The organism is Mesorhizobium sp. WSM4844, assembly GCF_055811775.1.
In genome coordinates, this window is the sequence record NZ_JBVVQB010000010.1 from 65,951 (window position 1) to 84,485 (window position 18,535).

12 protein-coding genes and 1 pseudogene are annotated in these 18,535 nt (G+C 59.8%); 9 read left to right on the top strand and 4 right to left on the bottom strand.

The genetic code is table 11. From position 1 onward, the window contains the following. Positions 1-19: 19 nt before the first annotated feature. From AC0L2A_RS11145 to AC0L2A_RS11155, 3 genes and pseudogenes are all read right to left on the bottom strand, one after another. The gene (locus AC0L2A_RS11145; RefSeq protein WP_473608795.1) at positions 20-1,009 is read right to left on the bottom strand and encodes an ABC transporter permease; all 990 of its coding nucleotides are present in this window, start codon (positions 1,007-1,009) and stop codon (positions 20-22) included. Then, positions 1,006-2,652, bottom strand: coding sequence for an ABC transporter permease subunit (locus tag AC0L2A_RS11150; protein WP_473608796.1), 1,647 nt, complete (start codon positions 2,650-2,652; stop codon positions 1,006-1,008). Before AC0L2A_RS11150 ends, AC0L2A_RS11145 begins: the two co-directional genes overlap by 4 nt. A gap of 418 nt (positions 2,653-3,070) precedes the next feature. Further along, positions 3,071-3,571 (bottom strand): annotated as a pseudogene (locus tag AC0L2A_RS11155) (ATP-binding cassette domain-containing protein); the annotation flags it as partial. Between the two features lie 249 nt (positions 3,572-3,820). Between AC0L2A_RS11155 and AC0L2A_RS11160 the strand changes: the two are divergent. Then, positions 3,821-5,050 (top strand): ROK family transcriptional regulator, encoded by a 1,230-nt coding sequence (locus AC0L2A_RS11160; RefSeq protein ID WP_473608798.1) that lies wholly within the window; start codon positions 3,821-3,823, stop codon positions 5,048-5,050. Between the two features lie 131 nt (positions 5,051-5,181). On the opposite strand, the gene AC0L2A_RS11165 is transcribed toward AC0L2A_RS11160, so the two are convergent. Next, a complete protein-coding gene (locus AC0L2A_RS11165) occupies positions 5,182-5,457 on the bottom strand; it encodes a hypothetical protein (RefSeq protein WP_473608799.1) in 276 nt (91 codons plus the stop codon). Between the two features lie 224 nt (positions 5,458-5,681). On the opposite strand from AC0L2A_RS11165, the gene AC0L2A_RS11170 reads away from it, so the two are divergent. The 8 genes from AC0L2A_RS11170 to AC0L2A_RS11205 all read left to right on the top strand — a co-directional run bounded on the left by AC0L2A_RS11170 (position 5,682) and on the right by AC0L2A_RS11205 (position 18,442). Continuing rightward, positions 5,682-6,065 (top strand): hypothetical protein, encoded by a 384-nt coding sequence (locus AC0L2A_RS11170; RefSeq protein WP_473608800.1) that lies wholly within the window; start codon positions 5,682-5,684, stop codon positions 6,063-6,065. A 295-nt stretch (positions 6,066-6,360) separates the two neighbouring features. Then, positions 6,361-7,476: a tetratricopeptide repeat protein gene (locus tag AC0L2A_RS11175; RefSeq protein ID WP_473608801.1), complete on the top strand. Its 1,116-nt coding sequence runs from the start codon at positions 6,361-6,363 to the stop codon at positions 7,474-7,476. A gap of 1,192 nt (positions 7,477-8,668) precedes the next feature. Further along, positions 8,669-9,139, top strand: a complete 471-nt coding sequence (locus AC0L2A_RS11180) for a nuclease-related domain-containing protein (RefSeq protein WP_473608802.1) — start codon at positions 8,669-8,671, stop codon at positions 9,137-9,139. 420 nt (positions 9,140-9,559) lie between these two features. Continuing rightward, positions 9,560-10,537, top strand: a complete 978-nt coding sequence (locus AC0L2A_RS11185) for a helix-turn-helix transcriptional regulator (protein ID WP_473608804.1) — start codon at positions 9,560-9,562, stop codon at positions 10,535-10,537. Between the two features lie 160 nt (positions 10,538-10,697). Beyond that, positions 10,698-11,825 carry a metallophosphoesterase family protein gene (locus AC0L2A_RS11190; protein ID WP_473608805.1) on the top strand — a complete coding sequence of 376 codons (1,128 nt, stop codon included), beginning with the start codon at positions 10,698-10,700 and terminating at the stop codon, positions 11,823-11,825. Next, positions 11,822-14,437: an AAA family ATPase gene (locus AC0L2A_RS11195; protein WP_473608806.1), complete on the top strand. Its 2,616-nt coding sequence runs from the start codon at positions 11,822-11,824 to the stop codon at positions 14,435-14,437. Before AC0L2A_RS11190 ends, AC0L2A_RS11195 begins: the two co-directional genes overlap by 4 nt. Next, on the top strand, positions 14,437-17,769 hold the full coding sequence (locus tag AC0L2A_RS11200) for a TM0106 family RecB-like putative nuclease (RefSeq protein ID WP_473608808.1): 3,333 nt from the start codon (positions 14,437-14,439) through the stop codon (positions 17,767-17,769). Before AC0L2A_RS11195 ends, AC0L2A_RS11200 begins: the two co-directional genes overlap by 1 nt. Positions 17,770-17,773: 4 nt before the next feature. After that, the gene (locus AC0L2A_RS11205) at positions 17,774-18,442 is read left to right on the top strand and encodes a hypothetical protein (protein ID WP_473608809.1); all 669 of its coding nucleotides are present in this window, start codon (positions 17,774-17,776) and stop codon (positions 18,440-18,442) included. Positions 18,443-18,535: the final 93 nt, after the last annotated feature.

Genomic DNA, 18,535 nt, shown 5'->3' on the forward strand with positions numbered 1-18,535 from the left:
TGAAGGAAGGGGCCCGAGATCACCCCTTTGTCTCGCGCATTGCGCGGGATCTGCTGAGCCGCTCCTGTGTGGAGCGCCAGTAATTGCCGACGAGCAGAGAACCGATAAGCAGCATGCCGATGATCATGCCCTGCGCGTCGCCGCCGATCTGGCTGAGCGCCAGCACGTTACGGATGATGGCGATAAGGACCAGCGCCAGCATGACGCCGGTCAGGCGACCCTTGCCGCCAAAGACGCTGACGCCGCCGAGCAGAACAATGGTGATGACATCGAGCTCCATGCCGAGCGCATTGTTGGCGCGCGCGTTGGAGAGGCGGGCGGTATAGACGATGCCGGCGATGGCGGCGACGATGCCCGAGACGACGAACAGTTTCAGCACCATCCGGCCCGTGTTGATACCGGAATAGCGCGCCACTTCGGGGCTGCCGCCGAGCGCATAGATGCGCTTGCCGGTCGGCGTCTTCTGCAGCACGACCGCAAACACCGGCGCCAGCACCAGGAAGGGCACGATGGTCCACGGTATCTGGGTCCCTGGCAGGTTGTTGATGCCGAAATCGACGACCGCCGGCGGCAAAATGTTGACCGAGCCGGTGCCAAGCAGGATGTAGCCGATACCTCGATAGAGCGCCATGGTGCCAAGCGTCACCACCAACGACTGCAGTCCAAGGCCCGACACCAGATAGCCGTTGAAAGCGCCGAGCAAGCCGCCAGCGACGAGCGTCAGCGGGATTGCAGCAAGCGTCGGCACGCCCGTCTGGACCAGTAAGCCAAAGATGACGGACGTCAGCGCCAGCACCGAGGCGATCGACAGGTCGATTTCGCGGGTGATGATGAGCAGCGTCATCGGCAGGATCAGCAACGCCTTTTCCGAAGCGCTCGCGGCCAGTTGCGAGAGATTGAAGGCCGAGCCGAAATTCGGCACAAAAATCGCCGCGTAGAGGAAGATGGCCAGGCAAGAGGTCGCCAGCAGCAGATCCCAGAAGTCGATCGAACGGAGGAACTTTTTCATCTCGCCCTCGCCTGCCTGGCCTGATCCGCGCGACGCACGATGAAGGTATCGATACCGATGGCGACCAGGATCACCAGGCCGTAGACGCCCTGCAGCCATAGAGGGTCGACGCGCACCAGCGTCAGGCCGTTCTTGATGACCAGCAGCGTGAGCGCTCCGAGGATGATGCCGAGCAGCGTCCCCGAACCACCGCGGATGGCGACGCCGCCGACCACCGCCGACGCGATCACCGTGAGTTCGAAACCGAGCGCGACGCGGGCATCGATGGTCGCATAGCGCGATGCCCACAGCGCGCCGCACAGGCCGCCGAGCAGGCCGGCCATGCCAAAGGCCAGCAGAATGCGCCGGTCAACGGGGATGCCGATAAGACGCGCACCGTCCGGATTGGAGCCAGCGGCGAACAGTTCGCGCCCGATCGCCGTGCGATAGAGCAGCACGTAACCCAGGCACAGGATGACGATCGCGATGGCGACGATCAACGGCACGCCGGCGATCTTCAGGCCGGTCATGTCGAGCCAGGCTTGCGTTACTTCATCGGCGCTGATCTGGTCGCCGGCTGCCCAGATCGAGTTGAAGCCGCGAAAGATCGACATCGAGGCCAGTGTGACGACGATGGCCGGGATCCCTCCCCTGGTGACGACGAGGCCGTTGATCAGGCCGGCGACACCACCGACCGCGCATGCGGTTACGAGGCCGATGCCGATGTCGAGCCCTGGATAGGCCTGAACCAGGCTGGCCGCCATGTAGGCCGAAAGGCCAATCACCGCGGCGATCGAAAGGTCGATGTTGCGGGTGATCAGCACCAGCATCTGAGCGAGTGCTGCCACCACCAGCAGAGCGGCATCCATCGACACGGCGGTGAGGTTTGCCGCACTCACCATGCGCGGGTTGATAATGGTGACCGGGATGGCGACCGCCAGCATCGCGGCGAGCAGGCCGAACTCCCGCCGCTTCAGCATGTCGAGCGGTCCTTTTTTCCTCGCCGCGCCGGCGGCGCTATCCGCCTGTGCTGCCGGGTCGGCGTTTTCGCCGGCCTTCGTCGCAGCTTCCAGCACCTTTTCCTGGGTGGCCTCGCCCCTGGCAAATTCGGCCGTCCGATGGCCTTCGCGCAGGACGATGATGCGGTCGCACATGCCGATGAGCTCGGGCATTTCGGAGGAGATCAGGATGATAGCCATGCCCTGCGCGGCAAGATCGGCGATCATCGCATGCACTTCCGCCTTGGTGCCGACATCGATGCCCTGCGTCGGTTCATCGAGGATGAGGACGCGCGGCTCGGTGCGCAGCCATTTGGCCAGCACCACCTTCTGCTGGTTGCCGCCGGACAGGTCCTTCACCGGCTGCCCGTATCCGGAAAAGCGAAGCTTCATGCGCTTCAGCCAAGCCGAAACCAGATCGATCGCGCGGTCGGTGCCGTAAAGGCCGGAGCGAGCCGCCTTGTCGAGGACGGGCAGCACCGCGTTGTCGAGGATAGAAAAATCCATCACCAGGCTCTGGCCCATGCGGTCTTCCGAGACATAGGCGATACGCGCATCCATGGCGGCGCGTGCCGATGCGAAGCGCACAGCTTCGCCGTCGATCCGGATTTCGCCGGCATCGGGCTGGTCGATGCCGAACAGCACGCGCGATCTCGGTTCGCCCACTGCCGACCAGGCCGCCGAGCCCAAGCACCTCTCCGGCGTGGAGCTTGAGGTCGATGTTGGAAAAACCGCCGGCGCGCGAAAGCCCCCTCGCCTCCAGCACCAGCGCGCCGGTGGCGTGGTTTCGTTCCGGATAAAGGTCGGTCACTTCGCGGCCCACCATCATGGTGATGGCGGCCGCGCGGCCAAGTTCGGTCTTCGGCTTGACGCCGATGAGGCGCCCATCGCGTAGCACCGCGATGCGGTCGGCGATGCGGAATATCTCGTCCATGCGGTGGCCGACGAACATCATCGCCACGCCATGCAGCCTGAGATCGGCAACGACATTGAACAGCCGTTCGACCTCGCGCTGCGACAGCGCGGCCGTCGGCTCGTCCATGATCAGCACCCGCGCGTCGAGCGACAGCGCCCGGGCGATCTCGACCAGTTGCTGTTCGGAGGTGCGCAACGTTCCGAGCCGTGTTTCGGCCGATACGTCGAGGCCGACCGTCGCCAGCACCTTGCGCGCGCCGGCAAGCATGGTGGCGTTGTCGATGCCGCCGAAGCGGTCGCGCGGCATATGGCCGAGATAAATATTTTCGGCGACCGAAAGATCGGGGAACAGGCCAGGATGCTGGTGCATGACCGCAATGCCGGCTGCCTGGGCATCGTGCGGCGTGTGGAAGACCACAGGCTTGCCATCGACCTCGACATGGCCGCCTGTAGGGGCATGCACGCCGGCCAGCAATTTCACGCAGGTGCTCTTGCCGGCACCGTTTTCGCCAAGCAGGGCCAGCACCTCGCCAGCGCGCAACTCGAAGGACGCGTCCCTGAGGGCAATCGTGCCGCCGAAGGCCTTCGTCGCCTGGACCAGGGCAACGGGGACCGCCGCGTCCCTCTTCACCACGGCATTGGCTTCGCCTAATGCGTCCAACTGCAGCATCCTCCCTCCAGCTGGTTGTTTTTTTCAATTTGCTATATTAAATGCCCTAAAGCCGCAACTGGAAAATTGACTTCCATGGCACTGACGGGCACTGTCGCGAGCGCACTGGGGCGGCTGGAGTGCCTCGATCGCAGCAGCTTCAGAGCTGTGATCGGTTAGAGTGGCTCTGCGAAAAAGAATGGGGAGGCGCCGGTTTTGTCCGGAAAAGGCAGCAATTCCGTCAAAGTTCGGCATTACAATGAGCGGTTCGTGCTTGATGCCATCCGCCGTCTGAAGGAGGCATCCAAGTCCGATCTGGCGCGGGCCGCGAATCTGACACCGGCCGCGGTAGCAACCATTGTCGACGGACTGGAGTCGTCTGGATTCATAAAGCAAGTGGGGAAAAGGTTCGGGCAACGCGGATCGCCGTCCACTCTCTACCGACTTACACCAGAGCGCATCTACAGCGTCGGTATCAAGATCGGCCGGCGCGCGCTGGAAGCCGTCCTCGTCGACTTCGCCGGTGAAGTTCGCTCGCGCGGGTCGCACGAATATCGCTTTCCGGACCCCGACCTGGTGCTCAAGGCCGGCAATATGTCGCTGGCCAATTTCGAAAAACTGGTCGACGGGCTTGGCGACGCCAGCATCGTCGGTATCGGCATCGCTTCGCCGTATTTCCTCGGCGGCTGGAGCGAAGAACTCGGCTTTCCCAATGACCTTGGTAGCCGCTGGGAAGCAATCGACCTGACGACATTCTTCGCTACAAAGCCAAGGATCCCGGTTTTCGTCGAAAACGACGCGTCGGCGGCGGCGCTCGCCGAATTAATCCAAGGATCCGGCGCACGGTTTCGCGACTTCATGCATATTTCGATCGACACCTTTGTCGGCGGTGGGCTGGTGCAAGGCGGCAAGGTCCACACCGGGCCGCATGGCAACAGCGCCGCGCTCGGTCCTTTGCCGGTCTCGCCTTCAAGCCTCGATTCGGTGGCGGCCAAGCCGGCGCGTTACCAGAGCCTGCTGCATCGTGCCTCGATTTACGTGCTGGTCAATCACCTCAAATCGCGCGGCGTCGAGATCAATCGTGTGCGCGAACTGGATCCGCTGCCGCCGGGGGCACGCGAACCCCTGTCCGAATGGATCGACGACTGTGCCAATGCGCTGGTCGAGGCAATCATCGCCATCACCTCCGTCATCGACATCGAGGCGATCGTTCTCGACAGCATCCTGCCGCGGCCTATTCATCTCGAACTTCTGACAAGAGTTCAGTCCCAGTTCAACCGGACTAGCGCCATCGGCATCGTGGCGCCGGAAATCGTCTCGGGGCAATTCGGCCCCGAGGCCTCGCCGATCGGCGCAGCGATGTTGCCGTTCTCGGCACTGCTGGCCCCCGACAGCGGCGTGCTGATGATCGGTAAGGACAGAACGATATTGTTGGGCAGCCTTTCGAAGCTTGCCAGGCAAAGCCAACCAGCAAGGAGCTCAGCGATTTCAACGGGATGAGATGGTGCTGCGAGAGAGGATTGAACTCTGGCTTACTTCAATTAAATCAAACACTTAAGCGCCAGTTTGTGACATTGTGACGGACCGTAAAGTGACCGGCCAAGCACCTTGCCGGGCGTTGCGCCATAGACCTATTTGGCCTTTTCCTTATGAAGCGTTCGATTCTGTTTATTCGCTCCCAAGGCGTTCCCGATCAAGCCCCCAATAGCCACGACGCCTCCAGCCACCCAGCCCCAAATTGCGACCGCAGTGCCAGCTACTGCCAAACCCATGGCCGGGATGAAAAACACAGCCACGAACCCGACGAGCAACCCACCTGTGGTCCAGCGCCGTGTCGTGGTGCTCAGTGCCTGTTTCTTTGCGATGGAACTGAGCCGACGCAGGATTGCCGAGTCACGATCTTTCATTTTGATACCCCCACTAAGAATCTGACTCGCCACGTAGACGACAGTTAGCAGGGTATCGAGGCCTCGCTAAGTGCCCTAAGCGATCTATTTCTTGCCAGGGTTTCACTGGGAGCATCGCGTGCCATGTGGTCTCACCGACCCGTTGCGGACGCTTTCCGACTTGTAATACCTTCCCTTCGCAATGATCCTATTCGCAAAAGGCTACTTGCACCGGTGGAGTTCGGATGACGCGAGGTTTGATTCTTCTTGCATGGATCGTCGTCGGAGCGTGGACTAGTTCGGCATTAGCTCAAGATGCCACCGAGAAAACCTTCCCCCACGACATCACGCTTAGCGATGTAGCTCCCTTGAAGCTTGCAATCCGGAAGCACCTTGCCATCTCGACGGAACCAACAGTGTGGATCGCGATGGCTCGCATAGGAGAAAGTGGGGGTGTCTACCTTTGTGGGCTTACGGATGGTGGCAGCGTGTCGACCTCCATTCTCTTCTTTGCGCATAAGACAGATGGGGCTGTCGAAGTCGAAGAAATTGATAGTGACTCCAAAATCGATGGCAAGGCCAAAAAGCTTTGCGACACTCACGGCTTCCGCACCCCTATCCCCGGCTGAACCTCCGCAACCTTTAAGAACAGCTTCCCATTTCACCCATCTTGGTCATTCCGCATCTATGAGTTGACGACCTAGCCTCCTTTGGAGCGCGGACTCGAGCGCGAGCAAGCCCACACCTCGCGATCAGTTCAATTTAATATTTACCAACTATTTTCTTCGGCGATGCCTTGCGCAGAACCAGAATTTGTTTGATCAAATTGGCGAGAGACCAATAACCCGCAATTGTGATCGGAAACCTGCTAATATGATGTTTGAAAGGCCGCCAATCGAACGTTCAGTTCAAGCGGGACAGCGGGTGCTCGTCGGTCTTGTTGTGCTGCTTGCGCTCGCCGCCCCGACCTTGGCTGAGGATACTGACGATTGCGGAGGCGCCGCTGCAGGCTCACAGCGGATCGCCGCCTGCACACGGATCATCGAGGACGGGGCGCGAAGCCCGGAGAGTCGCGCCCACGCTTACCACAGCCGGGCGATCGCCTGGGCTGACAGCGGCGACAATGACCTGGCCATGGCGGACTACGACAACGCCATCGCCCTCGATCCGAACGACACCGATGCCTACAACGAGCGCGGACTGCTTTGGCTCGATAAGGGCGAGAACGACAGCGCCATCAGCGACTTCGACCGGGCGATCGAGCTCGATCCGGAAAAAGCCATGGCCATCTATAACCGCGGTCTCGCTTGGGCTCACAAGGGCCACGACACTCGCGCCATCGCCGACTACAGCCACGCCATCGAGCTCGATCCGAAATATCTGGAGGCCTACAACAACCGCGGCTTCGTTTTCAACAGGATGGGCGAATTCGACCGCGCCATCGCCGATTTCGACGAGACGATCAGCCTCGATCCCCAACACCCCTACGCTTACAATAACCGGGCCATTTCATGGGGCGCAAAGGGTGATGCAGAGCGCGCCGTCGCCGACTACAGCCAGGCGATCACACTCGATCCGACCTATGTCAACCCTTATGGAAGCAGGGGAATCTACTACTTCTACGATCGCAAATCGGCCAAGGCGCAAGCGGATCTTGCCACAGCGGCAGCACTTGCGCCCGGCAATGCCTATTATGCGATCTGGGCGGATCTGGCCGAGCAGCGTGGCGGTGGTGCCAGCCAATTGCGCCAGATGGCCAGCAAGTTGGACATGACCAGATGGCCTGCCCCGCTGGTTCGTATGTTCCTTGGCGAGGAGACGCCCGAAGAAGCACTGGCCGCGGCCGACGATCCCGTCCCGAGCAGGAAACGCGGAAATCTATGTGAGGCCAATTTCTACTCCGCGGAGTTCCACCAGCTCAAGGGCCATACCGACAGGGCTTTGCGACTTTACCGGCTAGCTGTGCGCGACTGCCCCCGCGATTTCATCGAATATGTCGCAGCAAGCAAGGCACTGCGTGCCTTGGGCGTAACCCCATAGGGCGTCCTGCTTTGCGCGCCGATCTCAATAAGTGTCGGCTAACAAACATGCACGCAAGCTAATGTAAGCGCAATATCATCTGAGAATAAGTTTGGGAACGGGCCGTCGGCGCTTGCTTGCATTGTTGCACTAGTCTAGGCGATGTTGCCGCTGGGCAAGCAATAATTGGGGGATGGAAACTGTGAAGCGATTTGTTTTGTTGACGTCAATGTTCGCTGCCGTGGCAGGGTGTGCCACGCCCCCTGACAAGATCGCAGGTGTTCCGAATGCCGGCCCTTGCACACAGGCGGACCGAGAGCGTTTGGCCATCGTATCAAATCAGCAAAACAAGGCTGTGAGCGGCGACGCCTTGGGCGTATTTCTAATAGGCGTGCCCGTCTCCTCTATGTCAGGAGGCGACCACGAAACCGAGATCGCAATTCTCAAAGGGCGCTGTGGCGCGCCTAAAACCTAGTCCGGCCTTTCAATGCCATGCCGGTGCCGACGTAATTTTCTCCCTCCAACCCGGGGGATATCGTTAGGTGACCGACGGGCCAGGATGTGAGAGGTGTTATCGCGGCCTCGCAAAGTGTCTTCGCACCGGCAAGAGCCCCAGGCCGTGAACTCATAAATTCGGTCATGACCGGCATGGGTGGAAAGCGGAACTGCGGCGACATACAGTAATGGCCATGATGGTCCGCAAGCCCAGCCTCATCGAAATGGTAGTCCAAGCATCTCTTTGCGCTTTCCTCCTGTTGCTCGTCTTTGACTATCTCCAAGCCTCGAAGGCGGCCGCATGCTGGCCACCACCGGCTGCACAGGGGTGCTAATCCTTGGGGAATGACGGAGGGACCGATGGAGGGCGGCTCCTGGAACTATGCGAACAAGGAAATCTACCTGAGATCAGCATTGGTCTGGGGTGGTATCCTCGCAGTAGCTATTTTGTCGCCGTTTGCTATGCAGGGTATTTGGACCTGACTGGCTGCCATCGCTATCATTCTTGCCGCAGGATTCTACAGCGCGGAATGGATGACCGGGTTCTTGCTATAGCGACCTCCTGGCGAGATCAGAGTCGCAATCATGAATGAGTAGCACTACCCGAATAACCGGCATCCCACCGGCCAAAGAAGCCTGGCATGCGCGCAGAGGCTACGCTGCCTTGTCCTGCTTGGAAGTAGTCGAAACTCTTTTTGCCAGCCCAGGGGCCACAGCTATGGACATTGTGGAAATCGCCAAGAGGCACGGACAGTTCCTCGAACGCCTAATTACGGCATCGACAGGATTTATTGGTGAATTGCTTGTGGCTGACGCACTGGTCAATCGTGGTTACCAAGCCAAGCCGGTCAACACCAATGCCAGGCAGAAAGATATTTTGGTCATCGCACCCAGTGGGAAGATCTTCACCATAGAGGTAAAGTCTGACAGGCAGAAGCGCCCGACTTGGTTCGTGCGAACCTGTCCTGATCCTGCTCAGAGCTCGATCTCGTGTTTTGTGTCCGCGCCACGCTCACCGCAGGCCCTTCCCAATGCGGAAGACGTCGAGATTTTTGTGCTGACAAACGAAGAGGCGCGCGAGATTTGGCTGTCGTCAGAATGGAATCAAAGAAATCCGACAAATGGGGATATCCGACGCTGGCAAATTCCTAATGAAGCGCTCCATGCATGGCAAAAACTGCCATATTGAGCTTACCCCATTGAGCGATATTCACCGGTAACAGGGTGGGTCGGGCGGTTGTTGCCCAGCCTGAGCAGTTGGATGTCGGGCTTATCTTTTCACTGTTAGACTCGGCTTGTGGCGGCGAAAGTGATGACGGCTGCCAAGGCCAATTTTGCGGCGGCAAGGAAATTAGCGAGCAATCGCCTCGCTGTTCGACGACACCAAGCAGAGGCCGTCGAACGTTACGCAGAAGATTCATCGCGTCGATTACGAGTTTAGCAGCAGCTTCGAACGGAGTTTTTGCCGGTTCGGTTATTTTGATCCTCGCTCTAAATATAACAGTGGTCGCGCTGCTTTGAAGTGCGAGCAACCTGTGTATTGTGGAGGGGCCGCTGTTCCCGTATGCCGGCAGGCGATGTGAGCATCGCGTCCGTTACCGGAAACACTATGTCCTATTCCAAGGCAAAAGAGCTTCTCAGACTGGCTGATTTCGCCTCTTCAAGGTTCCGCGGCGTCACGCTGACGGATATCTGTGAGCATTTCGAGGTAAGCCATCGAACAGCGCAGCGCATGACTTCGGCGCTCTCGGAGGCATTTCAACATTCGGTGGAGATTGCCGAAGATCAAACCAGGGAACGGCGCTGGATCGTTCGAGAGGTGCCACTCGCTAGATTGCGGCTCTCCGGTGACGAGGAGCTCGAGGGGCTTGAATTCGCGATTTCCCGCCTTCGCGAAAGCGGTGATTCAAGGCAGGCCCGCGCTTTGGCGAGCCTTCGCGACCGTCTTCTGGCCGCGCTGCCAGTCAAAGAAGCACGGCGCGCGGAAGCTGATGCTGAAGCGATGCTTGAAGTTCATGGAGTTGCAGCAAGGCCAGGTCCAGTCGTTGCCGTGGCACAAGCCGTAACCGACGCAGTGACCGCAGCGCTGCGCGGACCATACAGGCTTCGCTTTAGCTACAATGACAGTCTACGTCTTGTTGAACCTTACGGCGTTCTTCTCGGTGCGCGGCGCTACCTCGTCGGGAGGCAACCCGATAAAGGACTGAAGCTTCGGCATTTCCGCTTTGACCGAATTAGAGCGGTCGAGGTGACGGACGAATGGTTCGCGCGAGACTTCGATTTTGATCTTGCAGCCCACGCAGCGCGAGCGTTTGGCTCGTTCCAGGACGACAGCCAGTTCGGTGAGGTCGTGTGGCGCTTCGCTCCAGAAGCGGCCGATCGCGCCGCGGAATGGCGATTTCATCCCAACCAGCAAGTGCGCCGGACTGTCGATGGCGCACTTGAGGTGCGGTTTGAGGCCTCTGGCTGGCTTGAGATGGCATGGCACCTTTACCAATGGGGAGATACTGTCGAAGTCATCAAACCCAAAGAGCTCGCTAATATCGTTCACGTGGCCCGAAGGGCTGATTTTGATGCACTTCCCTGATTAATGTTCACAGTTTGTTCGATAGTTCAATCCCTTCAACTTTCGTCGACGTTCGTGACCATCCCCCTCCATGACAGCTTCTGACACCCTCGCGTGATATCTCATGCGAATTCGGATCGCTCTTTTGGCTCCGGCTCAATCTGGCTCAGGTGATCTTCGCATGTTTCGTTTCATTCATTCCTCCGATCTGCACCTCGGTCGCAGGTTCGGCAACTTTCCGGAAGACGCTCGCGGTCGACTGGTAGAGGCTCGGCACGCGGCGATCGGACGTCTAGCCGCTTCCGCACAAGATCACGGTGCAAGCCACGTGCTGCTTGCAGGAGACGTTTTTGACACGGAAACGCCTTCTGACGCCGTTTGGCGTCACGCCTTGGCTGCGATGAGCTTCGCACAAGGCATTCAATGGTGGATTCTTCCCGGGAATCACGACAGCCTGGCCGCTGAGGTTCTCTGGGGTCGCGTGCGCACCCATGCGCCGCCAAACGTCCATCTTCTTAGTGCGCCGGAACCAGTCGAAATAGCGCCGCGCGTGGTTCTCCTGCCCGCTCCTGTGCCTCGCCGCTTTCCCGGCCGCGATCTGACAGAGTGGATGGCCCTTTGCGCTACTCCTGAGGACCACTTCCGGATTGGGCTGGCACATGGCGGGGTTCTTTCATTTGGGTCCGAGGACGGCGGGGCCGAGATCATACCGCCCGATCGCGCCAAGTCTGCTCGACTCGATTATCTTGCGCTTGGTGATTGGCACGGACTGAAGCAGTTCGGCGATCGCACTTTCTACTCTGGCACGCCCGAGCGCGATCGATTCAAGCACGGCGGGCCCGGCTCTTGTCTCGCTGTCACCCTCATGGGTCCGGGCACAGTGCCCCAGGTCAACGCCATTCAGACCGGCCAGTTCGACTGGCGGGAAGCACCACTTGCTCTCACACCTGCACAAGATGCAGTGGCTGCGCTGGAGATGCTGCTGCCGGCCGAAGGCAGGGCGAGGCGCGACATGCTTCTCAAAATTCGAGCCACTGGTTGGCTGAGGCTGCCAGCGCGCATGGCTCTCGCGCGTGCCGCAGAGCTCGCAACGCCCGAGTTCTGGCATTTCGAATTCGACGATGCAGATCTCGCTACCGAATGCAGCCTGGAGGATCTCGATGGAATTGCGTTGAGCGGCGCGCTGCGGCTGGCGGCCGAAGGTCTCCATCAGAGGTCTGAGGACGCGGCAACGAACCCCACGGATCAGGCGATCGCCGCGGCGGCACTTAGACGCCTTTACAACTATGTGCAGGGAGAGGCGCAATGAAGCTCGTCGCGATACGTCTCGATAATGTCCGACGGTTCACCGACCCCGTTGAGATCACAGGAATCGGCACCGGGCTGAACGTCCTCTCGGCCCCGAATGAGAGCGGCAAGTCGACCATTGTAGATGCGCTCCACGCAGTCTTTTTCAAAGGCTACAGGTCGTGGGACAAAGAGGTTGCGAGTCTTGCGCCGCATGCCGGTGGCGATCCTCAAGTGGCGGTCGAAATTGAAATCGGCAACTGCCGCTTCAAAGTGGAAAAACGTTGGAGTAAGACGCGCAAGGGCGAGGCCAAGGTCTTTCGCGACGGACACCTGATCAAGCAGGCGGACGATGCCGAGACATGGCTCGCCGAGGTGCTCAAATCGCCAAGGGACGGGGGGCCGGCCGGCCTACTCTGGGTGCGGCAGGGCTTGACGAGTCTCGACGAAGGCGAATCCGCCCATTCAGCACGGCGCGACTTGCTCTCTTCAGTCACCGGCGAGGTTGAAGCAATGACCGGCGGGCGCCGCATGGACGCGACGCGGGACCGTTGTCGGCGGGAACTCGACCGCTACGTGACCAGCAGCGGGAAAGCGAAAGCTGGCGGTCCACAAAAGCTCGCCGAAGACGAGGTCTTGGCGCTCGATCTGCAACGCGAAGGGCTCGTCGGCAAGGCGGCCTCTCTGTGCGCGGAACTTGATCGCCGGCGTAATCTAAGGCGCGAGCTCGCTAGTCTCGAAGACAGAGAGCAGGATTCGGCAAGGATGGCGCGGCTCGCAGAGGCGCAGGCCGCCCATGACGAGGCATCCCGTCATGCAGATGCGCTTGAGCGTGCGATTGAAACTGAAAGATCGAAACGCCTTGAGATGGAACGAGCCCAGGAGAGGCTTGCGACAATCGGGACCGCGCTTGCCGAAGAAAGGGCTGCCGGAGCCGCCTTTGAGTTGGCCATCGCTGACGCCGCCATCAGGGACAAGGCGCATCGTGAGGCTGAGGCTGCGTTAGCCGAGGCGAGAAGGAGTTTCGACAAGGCGTTCTCATTGGCAGAAACTGCCTCTGATGTCTTTCGAAGGGCACTACGTGCCCAGACAGGCGCCGCGACAGCCGAGCGGCGAGCGGAGCTTGCGCTTCGACTGACCCAGGCTGAAGGCTTGCGGACGGAGCTTGAGAAAGCCGTAGCGGACGCCAAGGTTGGCCTCACGGACAAGGTGCTGCGTCAGTTGGAGGACCGGGCTGGAGAGGTCCGGGTTCTACGAAAGGCCCGCGAGATCGAGGCCGTCGCACTCACGATGACGTATGCCGCCGGACGAACAGACGGTGTCGCGCTCGACGGTCAGCCGTTGCCCGATGGAAATCGTGTGGCAATACCCGATGGCGCCACGCTCGAGATTGACGGCATTGGATGCCTAACTGTCCATCCCGGTGCACAGTCCGCCGCCGATACACTTGCGGTAGCCGAGAAGGCGCTTGCCGACGCACTTGAAGCGTCTGGCTACGAGAACATGGAGACCGCGCGCGCGGCCGCGCATCTCCGGCGTGAGGCCGAAGCGCGACGCCGGAATGCTGAACACGAGTTCAATGGAGCGGCGCCGAATGGACTCGAAGCTTTGCGGGAAAGTATTGCGCGCCTGCCTGAACCCGTCGAAGCGGAACCCGAACTTCCGAGCGCAAAGGAAGCTCAGGAGGCCGAAGTAGCAGCGAAACAGGCTCTTACAGAAGCAACCGACACACTTGAGAAAGCCCGTTCTGCGTTCGAAATTGCGCAGACTGCAGCCGCCCGCGTTGCCGCAGCTGCGGAAAGCGCAGCGGAGAGGGTCTCCAGGGCACACTCCGCGCTCTGCAGCTTCGAAGATGCCGAGGCCGAAAAAACGAGCCTCACAAACGAGATTGTCGGGCATCGGACCACGTTGGCCGAAGCGATTCGACAGCGCCAGGCGATCTCGGCTGTGGCGCCTGATCTCGAGGCGGCGAAGGCTGGGCTACAACGTGCACAATCGGTCATCACACGCGTCGAACAGGACCGCCAACGCATTCGCGTTGATCTCGGAAGGTTGGATACGGCGATCGACATGCATGCTGCGGAGGCCGTCGAGGAAGAGCTTGCCGACGTTGAAATCCGACTAAAAGCAGCGAGGAGGAGACTTAATGAGATCATGTTCGAGGTCTCGGTCCTGCAGACAGTCGGCGAGGCGCTTGAATCCGCTCGAGCAGCTGCACGTGACCGCTACGTTGAGCCGGTCCTGAGGGAACTCACACCACTCATCCAACTGCTCTGGCCCGAGGCCGAGCTTCGCTTCGACGCCGAGAAAGTCCTGCCGACGGCTCTGGTTCGAGCCGGGACGGAGGAAGACTTTGACATCCTGTCGGGCGGCACTAAGGAGCAGATAGCGCTTCTCGTGCGGCTGGCCTTTGCCCGAATGCTGGCGAAGTCAGGTAGCCCCGCACCAGTGATCCTGGACGACGCGATCGTCTACACTGACGACGACCGCATCGAACGCATCTTCGACGCCTTGACGCGGCAGGCACAAGATCTGCAGATCATCGTATTTTCATGCCGACAGAGAGCCTTCCGAGATCTCGGAGGCAGGAGCCTGGCAATCATCGGACTGGAACCTATGTTGGATGCCGCGTGATGAAACGCGACGGAAATGGGCATCGCCTATCGGCCTCAGATTTGATGCGGTTCATGGCCTGCCCGCACGCTACAGGCCTAGACCTCGCACATCTCGCCGGCGAGGGGCCGCAGCCGGCGGATGACAGCGAAGACGCTGCCCTACTTCAAAGATATGGCGATGCGCACGAAGCGGCCCATCTGGTGCGGCTCGAGACAAGCGGAAAGCGCGTCGCCAAGGTTGAAAAGGATGGGATCGCCTTCGATGATGCTGTCAAAGCGACCCTCGACGCTCTTCGAAGTGGCCCGGACATTGTTTTCCAGGGAGCACTAGAAGGAGGGATGTGGGGCGGATACTCCGATTTCCTCGAACGGGTTGATTTGCCCTCGAAACTCGGAGGATTTTCCTACGAAGTTACAGACACCAAGCTGAAGCGCAAACCTGCCCCGGCTCATGTCTTACAACTCGTGCTTTATTCCGACCTGTTGACAACCACCCAGGGCCGCAGTCCAGAACGAGCACATGTGGAGCTTGGTGACGGCACGCGTTTCAGTTTCCGTCTCGCGGAATATGCTGCGTATGCTCGCGCAGCGCGAGAGAGGCTCGAGTCATTCGTTGTCGAACCAACGAAAACCCGGCCTGTGCCTTGCGCAACTTGTAATCTCTGCCGCTGGCGCGAACATTGCGCTGGAGAGTGGGAGCAAGGGGACAGCCTTTTCCGCGTTGCAGGCATGACAAGGGCCCAGGTGGAAAAGCTTGAGGCAACCGGCATCACAACGATGGCCAATCTCGCCCAACAACGCGGCCGCGTGCCGAAGATGGCCGAGGCGACACTCGAAAAGCTCAGGACTCAGGCAGCGCTGCAGCAAGAGCGGAAGAGTGGCGAACCGACCTATGCCCTGCGGCCTCCCCTTCCCGGCAAGGGCTTCGACCTGATGCCCCGGCCCCATCCGGGCGATCTCTACTACGACATCGAAGGTGACCCGTTCTATGCTGAAACCAACACCGAAGGCCTCGAATACCTACACGGCGTCTGGGATGGGAAGGCTTTCAAAGCGTTCTGGGCTCATGATTTTGCGGAGGAGAAGGAGGCGATTGTTGCCCTTTTTCACCTCTTCGAGCAGAGCATAGCGCAGAACCCGCACGCTCATATCTACCACTACGCATCATATGAAATCAGCGCGCTTCGCAAGCTCACCACTCGGCATGGCGTCGGCGAAGCGCAACTCGACCGATGGCTGAGGGAGCGCCGTTTCATCGATCTCTATGCCGTTGTTCGGGGAGGCGTCTACGCATCCGAACCATCCTATTCAATCAAGGATATGGAGGCCTTCTACGATCTTTCCCGCACAGGCGAGGTGACGACTGCAGGGGGATCCGTGGTCGCTTACGAGAAGTGGCGTGAAAGCCGTGACGCCGCCATCTTGGAAGAGATCGAGGACTACAATCGCATTGACTGCGTCTCGACGGAACGGCTGCGCGATTGGCTGCTCGAAATCCGGCCGGACGGGCGCTGGCTGGAACTCGGCGAAGGCTTCACCGAGAAGTCTATAGTGGCCGAAGCCGAGGTCGACGATCTCGCCGCGTTGCTGCTCGAATCCAGCCTACCCGAGGACCGTCGGCGGCTCTTGTATGACCTCGGCGTTTTCCACTGGCGCGAGCGCAAACCTGCTGCGTGGGCTGTATTCGACGCCGCTGCGAAGGATTTTGAAGAGCTCTGCGATGATATGGAATGCCTTGGCGGTCTCGTCGCTGACGGGCCGCAACGGCCGGTGAAGAGGTCGAATGAGCGAGATTACCGATATCCGCCACAGGAGACGAAGCTAAGGGCAGGCAAATCCTCGCAGTTTGCCCTCGAGGGCGGTTTCGGACAGGTCGACATCACATCGCTTGACCGGGGTGCTCGGCGGGTAACGCTGAAAATGGGGCCGAGCTCCGGCGAGACGCTCCCGGACCGTCTCGATCTTATTCCAACCTTCGCACGAGATGCCAAACCCATCCCCTCCGCGGTCCGCAAAGTTATCGAGGACCAGTGTAGAGACCGTGCGAACAGGGCGGCCGAGGATCTCCTCTCACGCAATCCGCCGCGCTTCAAAGGTGTATCACCGCTTCCCCTGGATGAGGCGGCAGATCCCCTCCGAGGAACAATAGCAGCCATTCGGGCGATGGATGCGACAGTCCTGCCAGTCCAGGGCCCGCCTGGCACAGGCAAAACGTATGTCACCGCGCGTGCTATCCTGGCACTCGTCAAGGACGGCCATCGCGTCGCCGTCTCATCCAATAGCCACGAAGCCATCCGCAACGTCCTGATGGCCTGCGTAGATGCGCTTCGCAATGACGCCGACGTCGGTCTGACACTTGCGCAGCTCCAGCTCGTCCACAAGATTGGGTCCGACACCGGCGAGGCACCGATTGGTTACGAGGCTATCGCGAGTGTGCGGAACAACGACGATTCTGCACTTGAAACAGCACAGGTAGTCGGCGGGACAGCCTGGCTGTTTTCGAGAGGCCAACTTGAGGGCGCGTTCGAACACCTCTTCGTCGATGAGGCTGGGCAGGTTTCTCTCGCAAATGCGGTCGGAATGTCGAATGCGGCGAAGAATCTTGTCCTTGTAGGCGACCCACGCCAACTCCCTCAGGTAATCCAGGGAGCGCACCCTGACCCGGCAAATCTCTCTTGCCTCGACTGGGTTCTCGGCGAAGGGCAGAACGTTGCGCCGGACCGGGGGATTTTCCTTCCTGTCACTCGTCGCATGCATCCCGAAGTCTGCAGCTTCATTTCATCGCAGTTCTACGAAGGTCGGCTGCATCCACACGAAACGACGTCGCGGCAAGCAATCCATTCATCGGGCCTGCCCATTGCCGGCGCGTGGCGGATTCCGGTGACCCACCAAGGGCGCGCACAGGAATGTCCTGAAGAGGTTAGTGCAATTCGTGAGAAGATTGAACTTCTGCTTGCCGGAAAATGGACCAACAGTGACGGTTTGGTGCGCCCGCTACGGAAGGACGATATCATCATTGTCGCTCCTTACAACGCGCAGGTGAACGCTCTAGCCGAAGCTTTGCCGGACATCAGAGTAGGAACCGTCGATAAGTTTCAGGGGCAGGAAGCGCCGGTTGCCATTGTCTCAATGACCGCCTCTTCAGCGGAAGAAACATCACGGGGCATCGAGTTCCTTTTTTCCCGCGAGCGGCTCAATGTCGCCGTGAGCCGCGGCAAAGCGCTGAGCCTCGTATTTTTTTCGCCTCGACTCCTGCAGACGGGGTGCTCGACCGTCGAGCAAATTCGTCTCGTGAACACGCTCTGCGCACTTCCCGACATGCCTACAGAATGGGACGAACGGACGGAATGAGTCGATGAAGGACACCGCAACAGCCCGCCTTAAATTCGAGACGCTCAAGGGAAAGCAGCGTCAACTCCGGGCGGGTTTCCCCGAGCATTTCGGCCTTCGCGTCCACCGGTCGATCAGTTGGATCGGACGGGCTGAAGCCGAAGCCAACGATCCCGCTGCGGCGTTCCTGTTCCTCTGGATTGCATTTAACGCCGCCTATGCAGACGAGCGCGACGTGCGAGGTGAACGTGAGGCATTCGCATGGTTCTTCGGAATGCTCCGCGACCTCGACAAGGACCGCCGCATCTATGACACGGTCTGGACTCGCTTTCCCGGACCCATCCGGCTGTTTCTTGAGAATCGCTTCGTCTTTGGTCCATTTTGGTCCCGCCAGAACGGGATCGACGGTTACGACGACTGGGAGCAACGATTCAATGCCGCCAGGCGCGCCTTCCACGGCGCGCTGATGACCCGCGATACCGCCAGTATCCTGTCAATGCTATTCGACCGCCTCTATGTGCTCCGCAACCAGCTCGTTCACGGCGGCGCAACTTGGAACTCGAGCACCAACCGCAACCAACTTCGTGACGGGGCCGACATCCTTAGGTTTCTCATCCCGATCATGATCGACATCATGATGGACAACTCAACCGAGGATTGGGGACGACCATTCTATCCGGTTGTTGAGAATTAGACCCCTGTTTACGCCGACAAAGGCACAACCGCCCGCAACAAATTGGCCGTGATGAAACAGCTGAACCGGGGGACGCTCTTGGAAGCCAAGTGA

Bases quoted from the DNA above. Each gene is read 5' to 3' on its own strand.
- AC0L2A_RS11145 (WP_473608795.1), bottom strand. From the start codon at position 1,009: ATGAAAAAGTTCCTCCGTTCGATCGACTTCTGGGATCTGCTGCTGGCG.
- AC0L2A_RS11165 (WP_473608799.1), bottom strand. From the start codon at position 5,457: ATGAAAGATCGTGACTCGGCAATCCTGCGTCGGCTCAGTTCCATCGCA.
- AC0L2A_RS11170 (WP_473608800.1), top strand. From the start codon at position 5,682: ATGACGCGAGGTTTGATTCTTCTTGCATGGATCGTCGTCGGAGCGTGG.
- AC0L2A_RS11180 (WP_473608802.1), top strand. From the start codon at position 8,669: ATGGACATTGTGGAAATCGCCAAGAGGCACGGACAGTTCCTCGAACGC.
- AC0L2A_RS11185 (WP_473608804.1), top strand. From the start codon at position 9,560: ATGTCCTATTCCAAGGCAAAAGAGCTTCTCAGACTGGCTGATTTCGCC.
- AC0L2A_RS11190 (WP_473608805.1), top strand. From the start codon at position 10,698: ATGTTTCGTTTCATTCATTCCTCCGATCTGCACCTCGGTCGCAGGTTC.
- AC0L2A_RS11195 (WP_473608806.1), top strand. From the start codon at position 11,822: ATGAAGCTCGTCGCGATACGTCTCGATAATGTCCGACGGTTCACCGAC.
- AC0L2A_RS11200 (WP_473608808.1), top strand. From the start codon at position 14,437: ATGAAACGCGACGGAAATGGGCATCGCCTATCGGCCTCAGATTTGATG.
- AC0L2A_RS11205 (WP_473608809.1), top strand. From the start codon at position 17,774: ATGAAGGACACCGCAACAGCCCGCCTTAAATTCGAGACGCTCAAGGGA.